Genomic DNA, 17,739 nt, shown 5'->3' on the forward strand with positions numbered 1-17,739 from the left:
GGCACAGGGCCGACTCAGGCTTCTTCAGCGAGATCCTGCTCCTCAATGGTCTGAGTGTGGTTGGTGAATACACAGATGTCGGCGGCGATCCCGAGAGCGGTCTCGACGATTTCGCGGGCCGACAGATCGGTCTTTTTCAGTAGCGCGCTGGCAGCGGCCTGGGCGTAACCGCCACCGGAACCCATGGCGATCAGGCCGTTTTCCGGTTCGACCACGTCACCGTTGCCGGTGATGATCAGGGAGGCGTCCTTGTTGGCGACCGCGAGCATCGCTTCGAGGCGGCTCAGGGAACGGTCGGTACGCCATTCTTTTGCGAGTTCGACGGCGGCGCGGATCAGGTGGCCCTGATGTTTCTCGAGCTGGCCTTCGAAACGTTCGAACAGGGTAAAGGCGTCGGCGGTGGCACCGGCGAAACCGGCGATGACCTGGCCGTGGTACAGGCGGCGAACTTTCTTCGCGTTGCCTTTCATCACGGTGTTGCCGAGAGAAACCTGGCCGTCGCCGCCCATGACGACTTTGCCGTGGCGGCGGACTGAAACGATGGTGGTCAAGGGAAGAGTCTCCACACTGCGGGGCGAAAATGCCTTATGCCCATTCATATGGGGGTGGTGGAGAGGATTTCAACTGCGGGGAAGGAGAGGGGACGAGCGGTGCTTTGTACGTGATCGTTCCCACGCTCCGCGTGGGAATGCCTCAATGGACGCTCTGCGTCCCTGCGGCAGGAGACGCGGAGCGTCCCGAGCTGCATTCCCACGCAGAGCGTGGGAACGATCAGTGGGGAGGGATCAGCGGCTCTGGCGTTGTTGTAACAACAGGTTGCTGAACCCTGCGCCCGCCAGTTGTTTCTGGGCGGTGGTCAGTTGTTCGCGGTTGCTGAACGGGCCGACCAGTACGCGATACCAGGTTTCATCCTTCACCGTCCCGGATTCAACCGCTACCGCCTGGCCGAGCAGAATGATCTGCGCGCGCACCTTGTCGGCATCGGCCTCTTTGCGGAACGAACCGGCCTGGAGGAAGAACTTGGTCACCGGCGCAGCCTTGGTCACCGGTGGCGCTGGCGGCGGGGTAATCCCGGCCAGTGCAGCCTGCGCGCGCGCCGTGTCGATCTTCGCCGCTTCGGCCGGGGTCACCGGCGTGGTCGGGATTGCCGGCACTTGTGGCGTCGGCAGGGTTTTCTCCGGCACCGCGTCAGGCGGTACGATCACTTCCGATTCCGGCAGCAGGGTGTAGAAGTCGTACTTCGGCTTCACCGGTTGCGTCGGGCTCGGCGGGGTCTTGTTGGCCTCGGCGATCTTGGTGGCTTTCTGTTGCTGCTGTTGCTCGATCTTCTCGCGCTTGACCGTGTCGCTGCCTTTGCCCGGCTCCAGTTTCATCAGAAACACGATGAACGCGCCGACCGTCAGGCCGATGGCCATCCACAGCCAACCCGGGATCGGTTGCTTTGCAGGAGCTTGGTAACGGCTGGCGCCACGCTTGGGTGCAGGTTTTTTCTTGGCAGCCAACTTACATACGCTCCAGGGTTTCCAGGCCGAGCAGTTCCAGGCCTTGCTTGAGGGTACGGCCGGTCAGCGCGGCAAGGCGCAGACGGCTTTGCATTTGTGTCGGAGTCTCGGCGGAGAGGATCGGGCAGTTCTCGTAGAAGCTGGAGAACAGGCCGGCGACGTCGTACAGGTAGGTGCACAGAGTGTGTGGCGTGCCCTTTTCCGCAACGTTGTTCAGCACTTCACCAAACTGCGCCAGTTTGGCCGCCAGTTCCTGTTCGTGCGCCGCTTCGAGGACGATCTGGCCGTCGACTTCGCTGAAATCCTTGCCCAGCTTGCGGAACACACCGGCCACGCGGGTGTAGGCGTACAGCAGGTACGGCGCGGTATTGCCTTCGAAGTTGAGCATCAGGTCGAAGTTGAAGCTGTAGTCGCTGGTGCGGTGCTTCGACAGGTCGGCGTATTTCACCGCGCCGATGCCCACGACTTTGGCGATGTTGCGCAGCTCGTCTTCGGCCAGCTCCGGATTCTTGTCCTTCACCAGGGTGTAGGCGCGTTCCTGAGCCTCGGTCAGCAGATCGATCAGCTTCACGGTGCCGCCATCACGGGTCTTGAACGGACGGCCGTCGGCGCCGTTCATGGTGCCGAAGCCCATGTGTTCCATTTCCATCGGATGGGTCACGAAACCGGCCTTGCGCGCCACGGCGAACACTTGCTGGAAGTGCAGGGCCTGACGCTGATCGACGAAGTACAGCGCACGGTCGGCCTTCAGTTTGCCGCTGCGATAGCGCACGGCCGCCAGGTCGGTGGTGGCGTACAGGTAGCCGCCGTCAGCCTTGACGATGATCACCGGCAGCGGCTCGCCTTCGGCGTTCTTGAATTCGTCGAGGAACACGCACTGGGCTCCGTTGCTTTCGACCAGCATGCCGGCGGCTTTCAGGTCGTTGACCACGTTGATCAGGTCGTCGTTGTAGGCGCTTTCGCCCATCACGTCGGCCATGGTCAGTTTGACGTTGAGCAGTTCGTAGATCTTCTGGCAGTGCGACAGCGAGATGTCCTTGAACTTGGTCCACAGCGCCAGGCATTCGGCATCGCCGGCCTGCAGCTTGACCACCAGGCCACGGGCGCGGTCGGCGAATTCCGGGGACTCGTCGAAACGCTGCTTGGCGGCGCGGTAGAAGTTTTCCAGGTCCGACAGCTCGTCGCTGGTGATCGGGTTTTCCTGCAGGTACGCCATCAGCATGCCGAACTGGGTGCCCCAGTCGCCAACGTGGTTCTGACGGATCACGGTATCGCCGAGGAACTCGAGCACACGGGCCACGCCGTCGCCGATGATGGTCGAGCGCAAGTGGCCGACGTGCATCTCTTTGGCCAGGTTCGGTGCCGACAGGTCGACCACGGTGCGTTGCGCCGGGCCAGCCTTGCGCACGCCAACGTGAGCGTCGGCCAGTGCGGCGTCGAGGCGCGAGGCCAGCGCTTGAGTGTTCTGGAAGAAGTTGATAAAGCCTGGGCCGGCGATTTCGGCCTTGGTGACGTTCTCGTCAGCCGGCAGGGCTGCGATGATTTTCTCTGCCAGGTCGCGCGGCTTCATGCCCGCAGGCTTGGCCAACATCATCGCGATGTTGCTGGCGAAGTCGCCGTGGGTCTTGTCCCGGGCGTTTTCCACCTGGATCGCCGGCGTCAGGCCTTCAGGCAACACACCTTCGTTGACGAGTTGGGTGAGGGCTTGTTGGATCAGCTGGCGAATGGTGTCTTTCATGGTCTTCTCTTTCGACCGCAAGCGCGGCGGCGCATCGATGCGCGGGTGGAAAAACTGGGCATTATCCGTTGCGAAGACGGGCTTGCCAACCTTAGCAGGCAGGATGTGGATGTGTGGTGACAATTCGAGCGGTTTTGCCCGGTCAGTACAGATCCACCGGATCGACATCCAGCGACCAGCGCACCGCCCGGCCGCTCGGCATCTGCTCCAGCGCCAGCAGCCAGCTCGCCAGCAACCGATGCAGCGGCGCCCGGGCCGTGGCCTGCAACAGCAGCTGCGCGCGGAAGCGTCCGGCCCGACGTTCCATCGGCGCAGGCACCGGTCCCAGCAGTTCGATGCCGCTCAGGTTCTGCTCGGCCAGCAAGCGCTCGGCTTCGCTGCAGGCTTCATCAAGAAAACCTTCGGCCTGCCCCGGCTTGTGGGCTTCGGCGCGCAACAGTGCCAGATGCGAGAACGGCGGTAGGCCGGCGGCGCGGCGTTCGCTCAGGGCCTGTTCGGCGAAGGCGAAATAGCCCTGTTCGGTCAGTTGCACCAATAAAGGATGGTCGGCCAGGTGCGTCTGAATGATCACCTTGCCCGGTTCTTCCGCCCGTCCGGCGCGACCGGCGACCTGCACGATCAACTGCGCCATGCGCTCGCTGGCGCGGAAGTCACCGGAAAACAATCCGCCGTCCGCATCGAGGATCGACACCAGGGTGACCCGGGGGAAGTGGTGACCCTTGGCCAACATCTGCGTGCCGACCAGAATGCACGGCTGACCTTTCTGGATCGTGGCGAACAACTGATTCATGGCGTCCTTGCGCGACGTGCTGTCGCGGTCGACGCGCAGTACCGGATAGTCCGGGAACAGAATCGCCAGCCGCTCCTCGGCCCGCTCGGTACCGGCGCCCACCGGCCGCAGATCGACCTTGTTGCACTTCGGACACTGGCGCGGCACGCGCTCGACGTAACCGCAGTGGTGGCAGCGCAGTTCGCCGTAGCGCTGGTGCACGGTCATCCGCGCATCGCAGCGCTGGCACTCGGACATCCAGCCGCAATCGTGGCACAGCAGAGTCGGGGCAAACCCCCGGCGGTTGAGAAACACCAGTACTTGTTGGCCGGCAGCGAGGGTCTGGCCGATGGCTTGCTGCATCGGCCCGGAAATGCCGCTGTCCAGTGGACGACTTTTCACATCCAGGCGCAGGAAGCGTGGCTGCTTGGCGCCGCCGGCCCGCTCGTTCAGGCGCAGGAGCCCGTAGCGACCGGTGTAGGCGTTGTGCAGGCTTTCCAGCGATGGCGTCGCTGAACCGAGGACGATCGGGATGTTTTCCTGCCGTGCCCGCACCAGCGCCAGGTCCCGTGCGTGGTAGCGCAGGCCTTCCTGCTGTTTATAGGAACCGTCGTGTTCTTCGTCGATGATGATCAGCCCCGGTTTTTTCATCGGGGTGAACAGCGCCGAGCGGGTACCGATAATAATGTCGGCCTCGCCGTCGCGGGCGGCGAGCCAGGCGTCGAGCCGTTCGCGATCATTGACTGCCGAGTGCAGCAGGGCGATGCGGGCGTTGAAGCGTTGTTCGAAGCGCGCCAGGGTCTGCGGGCCGAGGTTGATCTCCGGGATCAGCACCAGCGCCTGCTTGCCGGCTTCGAGGGTTTCGCGGATCAGTTGCAGATAGACTTCGGTCTTGCCGCTGCCGGTGACACCGGCCAGCAGGAACGCGTGATAACTGTCGAAACCGGCGCGAATCGCTTCATACGCGGCGCGTTGTTCGCTGTTGAGCGGCAACTCCGGCTGGGCCAGCCAGTGCTCGTGGCGTGCACCGGGGGCGTGGCGGCGCACTTCGACCTGCACCAGATCCTTGGCCAGCAGCAGATCGAGGCTGTCCTTGTTCAGCATCAGTTTGCTCAGCAACTGATGGGCGACGCCGTGAGGATGCTGGGCCAAAGTCGCCAGGGCTTCACGCTGGCGCGGCGCGCGGGCGATGCGCGGGTCATCGAGGCTGGCGCCGGGGGCGGCGGACCAGAAGCGTTCCTGGCGGGCCTCGGCCAATTCGCCCTGACGCAACAGGACCGGCAGTGCCCAACTCAAGGTGTCGCCGAGGCTGTGCTGATAATACTGGGCGGTCCACAGGCACAGCTTGAACAGTGCCGGCGGCAGCGGCGCCGTGGCATCGAGCAGGGCCAGCGCCGGTTTGAGCTTCTCCACCGGCACTTCACTGGTGTCAGTGACTTCCACCAGAATCCCGATCATTTCCCGCCGACCGAACGGTACTCGCAGGCGCATGCCCGGTTGCAACTGCGAACGCAGCACGCCGGCCGGGGCCCGATAGTCGAACAGGCGGCGCAGGGGCGAAGGCAGGGCGAGGCGCAGAATGGCGTCGGGCACGCGGAGGATTCTCATAGGCGGGGCGGTGAAGAAGGGCGGGAGCCTAGCAGACGGTCGGTCTCAGTGACAGCTTGCGTGATTAGCATTGTCTGGTAGAATCCGCGGCCTAATTACGTGCGGTATTCAACAATAGTGTTGGGTGGCGGCACGCTAGCCTGAGGAAGACACCATGAAAGCTGATATCCATCCAGAATACCCAGCAGTTGCTGTTACCTGCAGCTGCGGCAACAAGTTCGAAACCCGTTCGACCTTCGGCAAAGCCCTGGCGATCGACGTTTGCAACGAGTGCCACCCGTTCTACACCGGTAAGCAGAAGACTCTGGACACCGGTGGTCGCGTTCAGAAGTTCGCCGACCGTTTCGGTGCTTTCGGCGCGAAAAAGGCCTAAGGCCCTTCATTCTGGAAAGCCTCAATGGTTTTTCCGGTCTGATGAAAAAGGCGTCCCTTGCGGGCGCTTTTTTTGTGTCCGCGATTTGGCTGTCCGGCGCCCAGGCTTTCTGTCCGGCGCCCGCCGGCCTGACCAGCGTCTCCGTGCAGCGCGTGGTCGACGGCGACACCTTGCGCCTGAGCGACGGGCGCAGCGTGCGGATGATCGGGCTCAACACCCCTGAGCTCGGCAAGCAGGGTCGCAGCGACGAGCCATTCGCGGTAGCGGCGCGCAAGCGTCTCGAAGCATTGGTCGCAGAGAGCGGCGGTCGGGTCGGCCTGCAACTCGGCGCCGAGTCCAAAGATCATTACGGCCGGACCCTGGCCCATGTTTTCAGCGCCAAGGGTGAGAATCTCGAAGCGCAAATGCTCGCCGATGGCCTCGGTTTCCAGGTCGCGGTGGCGCCGAATGTCGATCTTGTCGATTGCCAGCAGGCTGCCGAACGACGTGCACGGCAGGCCGGTCTTGGCCTGTGGAAGCGCTCACCTGTACTGAAAGCGGAGCAGATCGAGCGATCGGGTTTCGCCGTGGTCAGCGGTCGTGTGAGCAAGGTTCAGCGCAATCGTGGCGGAATCTGGATCGAATTGCAGGACAAGCTTGTACTGCGTGTTGCACCCAATCTGCTGGAGCGTTTCGATGACGCGTCGTTGCAAGCGCTGAAGGGCAAGCAGATCGAGGCCCGGGGCTGGGTGGTCGACCGTTCGCGACGGGGCGGATTGAAACCGGGTCAGGCCCGCTGGTTGTTGCCGCTGACCGATCCTTCGATGTTGCAATCGTCTCGCTGAATAAAAATTGTAGACATTTTTTCTGTCGATTGTGAACAGTCAAGCCCTTGTGCGCCGTGGCTCTTGGCCCAAAGTCGTAGGGCAGGGCGCTTGACAGGGGTGACCGGGCAGTCTTGTGGGGACTTTGCGAGGCGCGTATCCTCGCTGACCAGTCTGTCCAACAGTAAAAAGCGGAATGCCAAAATGTCTGATCTGAAAACTGCCGCTCTCGAATATCACGCCCATCCTCGTCCAGGAAAGCTGAGTGTCGAGCTCACCAAGGCCACTGCTACTGCCCGCGACCTGTCGCTGGCCTACAGCCCCGGCGTAGCTGAACCAGTGCGCGAGATCGCTCGCGATCCTGAACTGGCCTACAAGTACACCGGCAAGGGCAACCTGGTTGCAGTCATTTCCGATGGCACCGCGATTCTGGGCCTGGGTAACCTCGGCCCACTGGCTTCCAAGCCAGTGATGGAAGGTAAAGGCGTGCTGTTCAAGCGCTTCGCCGGCATCGATGTATTCGACATCGAAGTCGACTCCGAAAGCCCGCAAGCCTTCATCGACACCGTAAAACGCATTTCCATCACCTTCGGTGGCATCAACCTGGAAGACATCAAGGCGCCTGAGTGCTTTGAGATCGAACGCGCTCTGATCGAGCAGTGCGACATTCCGGTATTCCACGATGACCAGCACGGCACCGCGATCGTGACCGCTGCGGGCATGATCAACGCCCTGGAAATCGCTGGCAAAACCCTCGGCGAAGCCAAGATCGTCTGCCTGGGCGCCGGCGCTGCCGCTATCTCCTGCATGAAATTGCTGGTGAGCATGGGCGCCAAGGTCGAGAACATCTTCATGATCGACCGTACCGGCGTGATCCACGCTGGCCGTGACGACCTGAACCAGTACAAGGCTGTGTTTGCTCACGCTACCGAGAAACGCACGCTGGACGACGCCATCGAAGGCGCTGACGTATTCGTCGGCCTGTCGGGCCCGAACCTGCTGAGCGCCGAGCAACTGAAGCGCATGGCGGCCAACCCGATCGTCTTCGCGTGCTCCAACCCGGATCCGGAAATCTCCCCGGAACTGGCTCACGCCACCCGTAACGACGTGATCATGGCCACCGGCCGTTCGGACTACCCGAACCAGGTCAACAACGTGCTGGGTTTCCCGTTCATCTTCCGTGGTGCCCTGGACGTTCGCGCCAAGCGCATCAACGAAGAAATGAAAGTGGCTGCTGCCAACGCTCTGCGTGAACTGGCCAAACTGCCGGTTCCACAGGAAGTGTGCGACGCCTACGGCGGCATCAAGCTGGAATTCGGTCGTGAGTACATCATTCCGAAGCCAATGGACAAGCGCCTGATCACCCTGATCTCCGACGCCGTGGCCAAGGCTGCGATCGAGACCGGTGTGGCCACCCTGCCGTATCCGAAGCACTACCCGCTGAAAAGCGTGGATGACGTGTTCAACGGCTAAGTCGTTGTAGCGCTTCAACCGAAAGCCCCGGCTCGTGAGAGTCGGGGCTTTTTTGTGCCTGAGGGTTTTGTGTCGGGAGTGGCCGGTTCATCCAGCACTAATCCTGAAGGCAATAAAAAAGCCCCGCACTTCTCACGAAGGCGGGGCTTTTTAGCGGATCAGGATCGGGATCAGAACAAGTCTATCGGCGCCTGCTCATCCGCTGGCAGCGGGCTGCCCGGCACGGTGCCGTTGCCGATCTCGTTGACCGACGGCGGCGTGTCTTCGGCCTTGAACAGTTCGAAGTAGGCGCCCGGTGTGCTCGGCGTGGCCGCGCGGCCGCTGACCGGGTCCACCCGCAGACTGAGGATGCCTTCCGGCTCTGGCTGGACATGCGGCGGCTTGTCCTTGAGCGCAGCGCTCATGTAGTTCATCCAGATCGGCAGCGCCACGGTGCCGCCGAACTCCCGGCGACCAAGGCTTTCCGGCTGGTCGAAACCGGTCCAGACCGTGGTCACGTAATCGGCGTTGTAACCGGAGAACCACGCATCCTTGGATTCGTTGGTGGTACCGGTTTTACCCGCGATGTCGCTGCGACCCATGGCCAGTGCACGACGACCGGTGCCGAGCTTGATCACGTCCTGCAACATGCTGTTGAGGATGTACGTGGTGCGACCATCGACGATGCGCTCGGCGACTGCTGGAGCTTGTGGCATTGCTGCGCTGCCCGGCGCTTCACCCGGGACCGGCGCTGCGTTGACGGTGATCGATTGGGTCGCCGGTGCCGCGATGCCGTCGGTCGCCGCGCCGCCCTGCGGTACGGTCGGCGGGTTGGCGACGAACAGCGTGTCGCCGTTGCGGCTTTCGATCTTGTCGATGATGTACGGGGTGATCTTGAAGCCGCCGTTGGCGAAAGTGCTCCAGCCGGTGGCGATTTCCATTGGTGTCAGGGTCGCGGTGCCCAGCGCCAGGGACAGGTTGGGCGGCAGGTCCTGCTTGTTGAAACCGAAGCGGGTGATGTAGTCGATGGTCTTGCCTACGCCCATCGCCTGCAGCAAGCGGATCGAAACCAGGTTACGCGACTTGTACAGCGCCTCACGCAGACGGATCGGGCCGAGGAAGGTGTTGGTGTCGTTCTTCGGGCGCCAGACCTTGTCCAGGTACTCGTCGACGAACACGATCGGTGCGTCGTTGACCAGGCTGGCGGCGGTGTAGCCGTTATCCAGTGCGGCGCTGTAGACGAATGGCTTGAAGCTCGAGCCCGGCTGACGCTTGGCCTGCATCGCGCGGTTGTAGTTGCTCTGCTCGAAGGCGAAACCGCCGACCAGCGAACGGATCGCGCCGTTCTGTGGGTCCAGCGAGACCAGCGCGCCCTGTGCCTGAGGAATCTGGCTGAACTTCAACGAGTTGTTCGGCTGGCGCTGTACGCGCACCAGGTCGCCGACCTGCGCGACATCCGATGGCTGACGCGGCGCGGCGCCCATGCTGTTGGTATTGAGGAACGGACGGGCCCATTTCATGGTGTCCCACGCCACGTGCTCTTCGCCGGTGCGGGTCAGCACTTGCAAACCGTTCTTGTCGACCTGGGTGACGATGGCCGGCTCGAGGCTGCTGATGGTGCGCTGCTTGGTCAGCTCGGTGGCCCAGGCTTCATGGGTCTTGCCCGGCAGACGCGATTCAGGGCCACGGTAGCCATGACGCTGGTCGTAGGTCATCAAACCTTCGTGCAGCGCGGTGTTGGCCATTTCCTGCAGGTTGCTCGGCACCGTGGTGGTGACGCGGAAACCTTCGGTATAGGCATCGCTGCCGTAGCGGCCGACCATTTCGGCGCGGGCCATCTCGGCGATGTACGGCGCGTTCACTTCCGGGGTCGGCACGTGATAGCTGGCGTTCAGCGGCTCGTTGATGGCGGCGGTGTAGTCGGCCTCGGTGATCTTGCCGAGCTTGTACATGCGCCCGAGGATCCAGTCACGACGCTCCTTGCTGCGCGCCGGGTTGGCCAGCGGGTTGAAGCGCGACGGGGCTTTCGGCAGGCCGGCGATCATCGCCATCTGCGCCAGGCTGACCTCACGGATCGACTTGCCGTAATACACCTGCGCCGCCGCCTCGATGCCGTAGGCGCGGTTGCCCAGATAAATCTTGTTCACGTACAGCTCAAGGATCTCGTCCTTGGTCAGCTGCCGTTCGATCTGCAGGGCCAGGAGGATTTCCGTGGTCTTGCGCGAGAAGCTGCGTTCGCTGGTCAGGAAGAAGTTCTTCGCCACCTGCATGGTGATGGTGCTGCCGCCGGACTGGATGTGTCCGCTCTTGACCAGTTGGGTCGCGGCGCGCATCAGGCTGCTCGGATCGACGCCATAGTGGTTGGCGAAGTTGTCGTCTTCAGCACTTAGTAACGCATTGATGAAATTGGGGGGAATGTCGGCGAAACGGATCGGTGTGCGGCGCATTTCGCCAAATTCCGCGATCAACTTGTTGTCGCTGCTGTACACCCGGAGCGGAATCTGCAACTGAATGCTTCTCAGCGCCTCCACAGATGGCAAACCCGGACTAAGGTAAAGAAACGCGCCGCTGAGACCTAAAAGCAGTCCGCAAAAAACGGCGACGATGGACCAACCGAAGAATTTCAGCAGACGAATCAAGGCTTTTGGACATCCAGGGCAAAGAATGAATTGGGCGACAGGGTTCCGGAAACACACAGAACGGCCCGCGCCGGCAGTAAAAAGCGGAAAAAATCGCTGGGCATTATAAGCACTTTTCCGCTGGGGGCGTCATTTGCGCTTCTGTCAAGACGGGGCGAGGGAACGCAATGCGCATTACAGAGTCCGTAACTCACGGATAGTCATAGGGAATTGGTAGTGCTAGGACTCTTCAACAAAAAGAACAACACGTTACTGGGGATCGACATCAGCTCCACATCGGTGAAGCTGCTGGAGCTGAGCCGTCAGGGTGAGCGCTACCGGGTCGAGGCGTACGCGGTGGAGCCGTTGCCGGCCAACGCCGTGGTCGAGAAGAACATTGCCGAACTCGAAGGCGTCGGGCATGCCCTGTCCCGGGTACTGGTCAAGGCGCGTACCGGGCTCAAGAGCGTGGCGGTGGCGGTGGCCGGTTCGGCGGTGATCACCAAGGTCATCGAAATGGACGCCGGGCTGTCCGACGACGAGCTGGAAAACCAGCTCAGGATTGAAGCCGATCAATACATCCCCTATCCGCTGGACGAGGTCGCCATTGACTTCGAAGTCCAGGGCGTTTCACCGCGTAACCCCGAGCGGGTCAACGTGCTGCTGGCCGCCTGTCGCAAGGAAAACGTCGAAGTCCGTGAGGCGGCGCTGGCCCTTGCCGGCCTGACTGCGCGGGTGGTGGATGTAGAGGCCTATGCGCTCGAGCGCTCGTTCGGCCTGCTGGCCACGCAACTGGCGGCTTCCCAGGAGCGCCTGACCGTTGCGGTGGTCGATATCGGCGCCACCATGACCACCCTCAGCGTCCTGCACAACGGCCGGATCATCTACACCCGCGAGCAACTGTTTGGCGGGCGTCAATTGACCGAGGAAATCCAGCGCCGTTATGGCCTGACCCTTGAGCAGGCCGGGCTGGCCAAGAAGCAGGGTGGTCTGCCGGACGATTATGTCAGCGAGGTTCTGCAGCCCTTTCGCGAGGCGCTGGTGCAGCAGGTCTCGCGTTCCCTGCAGTTCTTCTTCGCCTCCGGCCAGTACAACGCGGTCGACCACATTCTGCTGGCCGGGGGCACGGCGTCGGTGCCTGGGCTGGATCGGCTGATCGAAGAGCGCCTGGGCACGCCGACCCAGGTCGCCAATCCGTTTTCCGACATGGCCTTGAGCAGCAAGGTCAACGCCGGGGCCTTGGCCAGTGATGCGCCGGCCCTGATGATTGCCTGCGGGCTCGCGCTCAGGAGTTTCGACTGATGGCGCGGATCAACCTTTTACCCTGGCGTGAGGAACGCCGCGAAGAACGACGCAAACGCTTCCTGCTGACCCTGACCGGCGTAGTGGTCGGCTCGGTCGGCGCGGTCTTCATTGCTGCTCAGGTTTTCAGCACCGCCATTGAGCGGCAGCAGGCGCGCAACGATTACATCGGCAAACAGATCGCGGTGGTCGATGAGCGGATCCAGCAGATCAGCGAGCTCAAGGCACGTCGCCAGCAATTGGTGGAGCGGATGCGCATCATCCAGGACCTGCAGGCCAACCGGCAGGTCAGCGGGCGGATTTTCGATCAACTGGCGCGCACCCTGCCTGACGGGGTGTATTTCACCAGCGTGAAGATGGTCGGCAAGACCCTGTCGATCAGCGGCGCGGCGGAGTCGAACAATCGGGTGTCCGACCTGATGCGCAATCTCGATGCATCCGACTGGTTCGATGCGCCGAGCCTGAACGAGGTCAAGGCGACCACGGCCGGGCAACTGGATCAGGCCAACGTCTTTCAACTGACCGTACGTCAGACCCGGCCCAAGAACCTGGAGGACGATCAATGAAACCGTCCGAATGGTTCGCAAGCCTGCGCAATATCGATTTCAACGACCTGGATACCAGCAACATCGGCTCCTGGCCGCCGGCCGTCAAAGGCCTGGCCGGGGCGCTATTGATGATCCTGGTCCTGGCGCTGGGCTACAACTTTTTCGTCAGCGACATGGAAAACCAGCTTGAGCTCAAGCGTGCGGAGGAGGCCACGCTCAAGGAGCAGTTCACCAGCAAGGCGCACCTGGCGGCCAATCTCGAGCTGTACACCCAGCAGATGAAGGAAATGGAGAACTCGTTCGGCGTCCTGCTGCGGCAATTGCCCAGCGACACCGAAGTGCCGGGGCTGCTGGAAGACATCACGCGCACCGGTCTGGGCAGCGGTCTTGAATTCGAGGAGATCAAGCTGTTGCCGGAGGTGACGCAGCAGTTCTACATCGAATTGCCGATCCAGATCACCGTCACAGGCGCGTATCACGACCTCGCCACCTTCGTCAGCGGTGTGGCCGGATTGCCGCGGATCGTGACCCTGCACGACTTCGAGCTGGCGCCGGCCAACCCGGAAGGCGGGACGAAGTTGCGCATGAGCATCCTCGCCAAGACGTACCGCTACAACGACAAGGGGCTGCAAAAATGAGCCCGATCCGTTTCCTTCTATTGTCGACCTTGACGCTGGGCTTGAGCGGTTGCGGCGGCAACGACTTCAGCGATCTCGACGCCTACATGAATGAAGTGCGCCTGCGACCGCCGGGCAAGATCGAGCCGACGCCGACCTTCCGTTCCTACCCGACGTTCACCTACAGCGCCGCCAGCCTGCGCAGCCCGTTCTCGCGTCAGGTGCGGGTCGATCTGGCCGGGCAGCAGCATGGTTCGCGCAACGTCAAGCCGGACCCGAACCGGGTCAAGCAGTACCTCGAAGGTTTCAACATCGAGCAATTCGAGATGGTCGGCACGATTGCCAATGCCTCCGGCTCCTTTGCGCTGCTGCGCGGGGCGGGCGGGGTGCATCGGCTGAAAGTCGGCGATTACCTGGGGCGCAATGACGGGCGCATCGTCGCGATCAGCGCCTCCCAGGTCGATGTGGTCGAAATCGTTCCCGATGGCGAAGGGGCCTGGCTGGAGCGGCCGCGCACCATTCCTTTGAAAGAGCACTCATAGTGGAAGTCGAACAATGAACAGGATTTTCTCCACCCTCGGTTTTTCGCTATGGATAGCGCTGCTGTCGCCGATGGTTCAAGCGGCCAATCTGAAGACGCTGGACGTTGCGGCGCTGCCGGGCGATCGCGTCGAGTTGAAGCTGTCGTTCGACGGCCCACCGCCACAGCCCAAGGGCTACACCACCGATTCGCCTGCGCGGATTGCTCTGGATCTGCCGGGAGTGGCCAGCCAGCTCGCGAGCAAGACTCGCGACCTCGGTAGCGGAAATGCGCGCACTGCCACAGTGGTCGAGGCCAACGACCGTACCCGGTTGATCATCAACCTGACGCAGTTGGCGCCGTATGACGCCCGGGTCGAGGGGAACACGCTGTTCGTGGTGGTCGGGCAGGGCTCCAAGGTCGCCGCCGCGAAGCCAGCGACTCGAGCTCCGCGCGCCACACCCGTGGCGGCACCGGCTCGGGCGTTCGCGCCGACGGCCAAGGCTATCCGTGGCGTGGACTTCCAGCGTGGCACGGCGGGCGAGGGCAATGTCGTCATCGACCTGTCCGACCCGACCATTGCGCCGGACATCCAGGAACATGACGGCAAGATCATTCTCAATTTTGCTCGCACCCAATTGCCCGAGCCGTTGCGGGTGCGCCTCGACGTCAAGGACTTCGCCACCCCGGTGCAGTTCGTCAATGCCGGCGTCAGCGGTGATCGGGCGACCATCACCGTCGAGCCCAGCGGCACCTTCGACTATTCCACTTACCAGACCGACAACAAGCTGACCGTCAGCATCCGGCCGTTGACCGTCGATGACCTGCAAAAGCGCAACGCCGACCGCAACACCTATAACGGCGAAAAGCTCTCTCTCAACTTTCAGGACATCGATGTGCGTTCGGTGCTGCAACTGATCGCCGACTTCACCAACCTCAATCTGGTGGCCAGCGATACGGTGCAGGGCGGGATCACCTTGCGCCTGCAGAATGTGCCATGGGATCAGGCGCTGGATCTGGTGCTCAAGACCAAAGGCCTGGACAAGCGCAAGGTCGGCAACGTGTTGCTGGTGGCGCCGGCGGATGAGATCGCGGCTCGTGAGCGGCAGGAGCTGGAATCGCAGAAACAGATCGCCGAGCTGGCGCCGCTGCGCCGCGAGCTGCTGCAAGTGAACTACGCCAAGGCTGCGGACATCGCCAAGCTGTTCCAGTCGGTCACCAGTGCCGAAGCCAAGGTCGACGAACGGGGTTCGATCACCGTCGATGAGCGGACCAACAACATCATTGCCTACCAGACCCAGGATCGTCTCGACGAGCTGCGGCGGATCGTGGCGCAACTGGATATCCCGGTGCGTCAGGTGATGATCGAGGCGCGGATCGTCGAGGCCAACGTCGATTACGACAAAAGTCTGGGCGTGCGCTGGGGCGGATCGATCCAGAACAAGGGCAACTGGAATACTTCAGGGGTCAGCAATGGCTCGTCGACCACCATTGGTACGCCGGGCAGCACCAGCACCAACTCGCCGTTCGTCGACATGGGTACGGTCAACAACACGTCCGGGATCGGCATTGCGTTCATCACCGACAACGTCTTGCTGGACCTTGAGCTGACGGCGATGGAGAAGACCGGCAACGGTGAAATCGTCTCGCAGCCCAAGGTGGTTACCTCCGACAAAGAGACCGCGAAGATCCTCAAGGGCACCGAGATCCCCTATCAGGAAGCCAGCTCCAGCGGCGCTACGTCGGTGTCGTTCAAGGAGGCCTCGCTGTCGCTGGAGGTCACGCCGCAGATCACCCCGGACAACCGCATCATCATGGAGGTGAAGGTCACCAAGGACGAACCGGACTACCTGAACAAAGTGCAGGATGTACCGCCGATCAAGAAAAACGAGGTCAACGCCAAAGTGCTGGTGAACGACGGCGAGACCATCGTGATTGGTGGGGTTTTCTCAAATACTCAAAGCAAGGTCGTAGATAAGGTGCCATTTCTTGGCGATGTGCCGTATCTTGGCCGCCTTTTCCGGCGTGATGTGGTTTCGGAGAAAAAATCCGAGCTGCTGGTATTCCTCACTCCGCGTATCATGAATAACCAGGCGATTGCTGTGAGTCGTTGATTCTGTGCGAAATTTGATTCTTGTAGGACCGATGGGTGCTGGAAAAAGCACCATCGGCCGATTACTGGCCAAAGAGCTGCGCCTGCCGTTCAAGGATTCCGACAAGGAAATTGAACTGCGTACGGGCGCCAATATCCCGTGGATCTTCGACAAGGAAGGCGAGCCCGGTTTTCGTGATCGTGAGCAGGCGATGATCGCCGAGCTGTGCGCGTTCGACGGCGTCGTGCTGGCGACGGGCGGCGGTGCGGTGATGCGCGATGCCAACCGCAAGGCCCTGCATGAGGGTGGACGGGTGGTGTATCTGCATGCCTCCGTCGAGCAGCAGGTCGGCCGCACTTCTCGCGACCGCAATCGGCCGCTGCTGCGCACGGCCAATCCCGAGAAAACCTTGCGCGACCTGCTGGCGATCCGTGATCCGCTTTATCGGGAAATCGCCGATCTGGTGGTGGAAACCGACGAGCGGCCACCACGCATGGTCGTGCTCGATATTCTCGACCGCCTGCAGCAGCTTCCGCCCCGTTAAAGCGCCGCTCGAAATGCGCTATCCTCGGCGTTCTGTCGAGGGTTGTGGCGGATCGCATGCAAGCGGCGTCACATCACTCAAGACCGGGGACATCCGATAATTCAAGGCAGGACGCCTGCTTCCATCTTCACTGTGGGGACACATGCAGACACTCAAGGTCGATCTAGGCGAGCGCAGCTACCCGATTCATATTGGCGAAGGACTGTTGGATCAGCCTGAATTGCTGGCTCCGCACATCCATGGGCGGCAAGTGGCAATCATCTCCAACGAGACCGTTGCGCCGCTCTATCTCGAGCGTCTGACCCGCGGCCTGTCGCAATTCTCTGTGGTTTCCGTGGTGCTGCCGGACGGCGAAGCCTTCAAGAACTGGGAAACCCTGCAACTGATCTTCGACGGCCTGCTGACCGCGCGTCACGATCGTCGCACCACGGTAATCGCCCTTGGTGGCGGAGTGATCGGCGACATGGCCGGTTTTGCAGCCGCCTGCTACCAGCGCGGCGTCGATTTCATCCAGATTCCTACCACGCTGCTGTCCCAGGTCGATTCGTCGGTGGGCGGCAAGACCGGAATCAACCACCCGCTGGGCAAGAACATGGTCGGCGCCTTCTATCAACCGAACGTGGTGCTGATCGACACTGCGTCCCTGAAAACCCTGCCAGCGCGCGAGCTGTCGGCAGGCCTGGCCGAAGTCATCAAGTACGGCCTGATCTGCGACGAGCCGTTCCTGACCTGGCTCGAAGACAACGTCGACGCCCTGCGCGCGCTGGATCAGAAAGCCCTGACCTATGCCATCGAGCGCTCCTGCGCGGCCAAGGCTGCGGTGGTCGGCGCCGATGAGAAAGAAACCGGTGTGCGCGCCACACTCAACCTCGGCCACACCTTCGGCCACGCCATCGAAACCCACATGGGCTATGGTGTCTGGTTGCATGGCGAAGCGGTTGCCGCTGGCACCGTGATGGCGCTGGAAATGTCCGCGCGCCTGGGCTGGATCAGCGAGCAGGAGCGCGATCGCGGGATTCGTCTGTTCCAGCGTGCCGGCCTGCCGGTGGTGCCGCCGACAGAGATGACCGAAGCCGATTTTCTCGAACACATGGCAATTGACAAAAAAGTGATCGACGGTCGTTTGCGCCTGGTGCTGCTGCGCCGGATGGGCGAAGCGGTAGTGACCGACGATTATCCGAAAGAGGTTCTACAGGCCACGCTGGGAGCGGATTACCGCGCTCTGGCTCAGCTTAAAGGTTAATAAGATTCC

General features: G+C 62.0%; 15 protein-coding genes. 10 read left to right on the forward strand and 5 right to left on the reverse strand.

Translation table 11 applies throughout. The annotated features are described in order from the left end of the window. Positions 1–14: 14 nt before the first annotated feature. The 4 genes from hslV to AC07VV_RS17180 form a co-directional block, all read right to left on the reverse strand. A complete protein-coding gene (gene hslV, locus AC07VV_RS17165; protein ID WP_003220875.1) occupies positions 15–551 on the reverse strand; it encodes an ATP-dependent protease subunit HslV in 537 nt (178 codons plus the stop codon). A gap of 234 nt (positions 552–785) precedes the next feature. Further along, positions 786–1,502: an SPOR domain-containing protein gene (locus AC07VV_RS17170; protein ID WP_096819926.1), complete on the reverse strand. Its 717-nt coding sequence runs from the start codon at positions 1,500–1,502 to the stop codon at positions 786–788. Between the two features lies 1 nt (position 1,503). Then, positions 1,504–3,240, reverse strand: a complete 1,737-nt coding sequence (gene argS, locus AC07VV_RS17175; RefSeq protein WP_495036896.1) for an arginine--tRNA ligase — start codon at positions 3,238–3,240, stop codon at positions 1,504–1,506. 142 nt (positions 3,241–3,382) lie between these two features. Then, a complete protein-coding gene (locus AC07VV_RS17180; RefSeq protein WP_495036897.1) occupies positions 3,383–5,602 on the reverse strand; it encodes a primosomal protein N' in 2,220 nt (739 codons plus the stop codon). 169 nt (positions 5,603–5,771) lie between these two features. On the opposite strand from AC07VV_RS17180, the gene rpmE reads away from it, so the two are divergent. The 3 genes from rpmE to AC07VV_RS17195 all read left to right on the forward strand — a co-directional run bounded on the left by rpmE (position 5,772) and on the right by AC07VV_RS17195 (position 8,266). Beyond that, on the forward strand, positions 5,772–5,990 hold the full coding sequence (gene rpmE / locus AC07VV_RS17185) for a 50S ribosomal protein L31 (RefSeq protein WP_007975586.1): 219 nt from the start codon (positions 5,772–5,774) through the stop codon (positions 5,988–5,990). Between the two features lie 41 nt (positions 5,991–6,031). Continuing rightward, positions 6,032–6,814, forward strand: a complete 783-nt coding sequence (locus tag AC07VV_RS17190) for a thermonuclease family protein (RefSeq protein WP_495036898.1) — start codon at positions 6,032–6,034, stop codon at positions 6,812–6,814. 183 nt (positions 6,815–6,997) lie between these two features. Further along, complete coding sequence (locus AC07VV_RS17195) at positions 6,998–8,266, forward strand: malic enzyme-like NAD(P)-binding protein (protein WP_096819922.1); 1,269 nt, start codon at positions 6,998–7,000, stop codon at positions 8,264–8,266. Between the two features lie 170 nt (positions 8,267–8,436). On the opposite strand, the gene AC07VV_RS17200 is transcribed toward AC07VV_RS17195, so the two are convergent. Continuing rightward, positions 8,437–10,881, reverse strand: coding sequence for a penicillin-binding protein 1A (locus AC07VV_RS17200; RefSeq protein WP_495037064.1), 2,445 nt, complete (start codon positions 10,879–10,881; stop codon positions 8,437–8,439). 219 nt (positions 10,882–11,100) lie between these two features. Here AC07VV_RS17200 and AC07VV_RS17205 point away from each other — a divergent pair, with 219 nt between their 5' ends. The 7 genes from AC07VV_RS17205 (at position 11,101) to aroB (ending at position 17,730) form a co-directional block, all read left to right on the forward strand. Then, entirely contained in the window at positions 11,101–12,165 is a 1,065-nt protein-coding gene (locus AC07VV_RS17205; RefSeq protein ID WP_495036899.1) for a pilus assembly protein PilM, read from the forward strand. Beyond that, the gene (locus tag AC07VV_RS17210; protein ID WP_495036900.1) at positions 12,165–12,731 is read left to right on the forward strand and encodes a PilN domain-containing protein; all 567 of its coding nucleotides are present in this window, start codon (positions 12,165–12,167) and stop codon (positions 12,729–12,731) included. Before AC07VV_RS17205 ends, AC07VV_RS17210 begins: the two co-directional genes overlap by 1 nt. After that, positions 12,728–13,351, forward strand: coding sequence for a type 4a pilus biogenesis protein PilO (gene pilO / locus AC07VV_RS17215; protein WP_495036901.1), 624 nt, complete (start codon positions 12,728–12,730; stop codon positions 13,349–13,351). The genes AC07VV_RS17210 and pilO overlap by 4 nt, the downstream gene beginning before the upstream one ends. Then, positions 13,348–13,872, forward strand: a complete 525-nt coding sequence (locus tag AC07VV_RS17220) for a pilus assembly protein PilP (RefSeq protein WP_096819917.1) — start codon at positions 13,348–13,350, stop codon at positions 13,870–13,872. The genes pilO and AC07VV_RS17220 overlap by 4 nt, the downstream gene beginning before the upstream one ends. A 13-nt stretch (positions 13,873–13,885) precedes the next feature. Next, a complete protein-coding gene (locus AC07VV_RS17225; RefSeq protein ID WP_495036902.1) occupies positions 13,886–15,964 on the forward strand; it encodes a type IV pilus secretin PilQ in 2,079 nt (692 codons plus the stop codon). A gap of 4 nt (positions 15,965–15,968) precedes the next feature. Continuing rightward, positions 15,969–16,487, forward strand: coding sequence for a shikimate kinase AroK (aroK, locus tag AC07VV_RS17230; RefSeq protein ID WP_045121685.1), 519 nt, complete (start codon positions 15,969–15,971; stop codon positions 16,485–16,487). A gap of 142 nt (positions 16,488–16,629) precedes the next feature. After that, positions 16,630–17,730, forward strand: a complete 1,101-nt coding sequence (gene aroB, locus AC07VV_RS17235; protein WP_495036903.1) for a 3-dehydroquinate synthase — start codon at positions 16,630–16,632, stop codon at positions 17,728–17,730. The last annotated feature ends 9 nt before the right edge of the window (positions 17,731–17,739 follow it).

The organism is Pseudomonas sp. GW821-FHT02C04 (assembly GCF_059421845.1).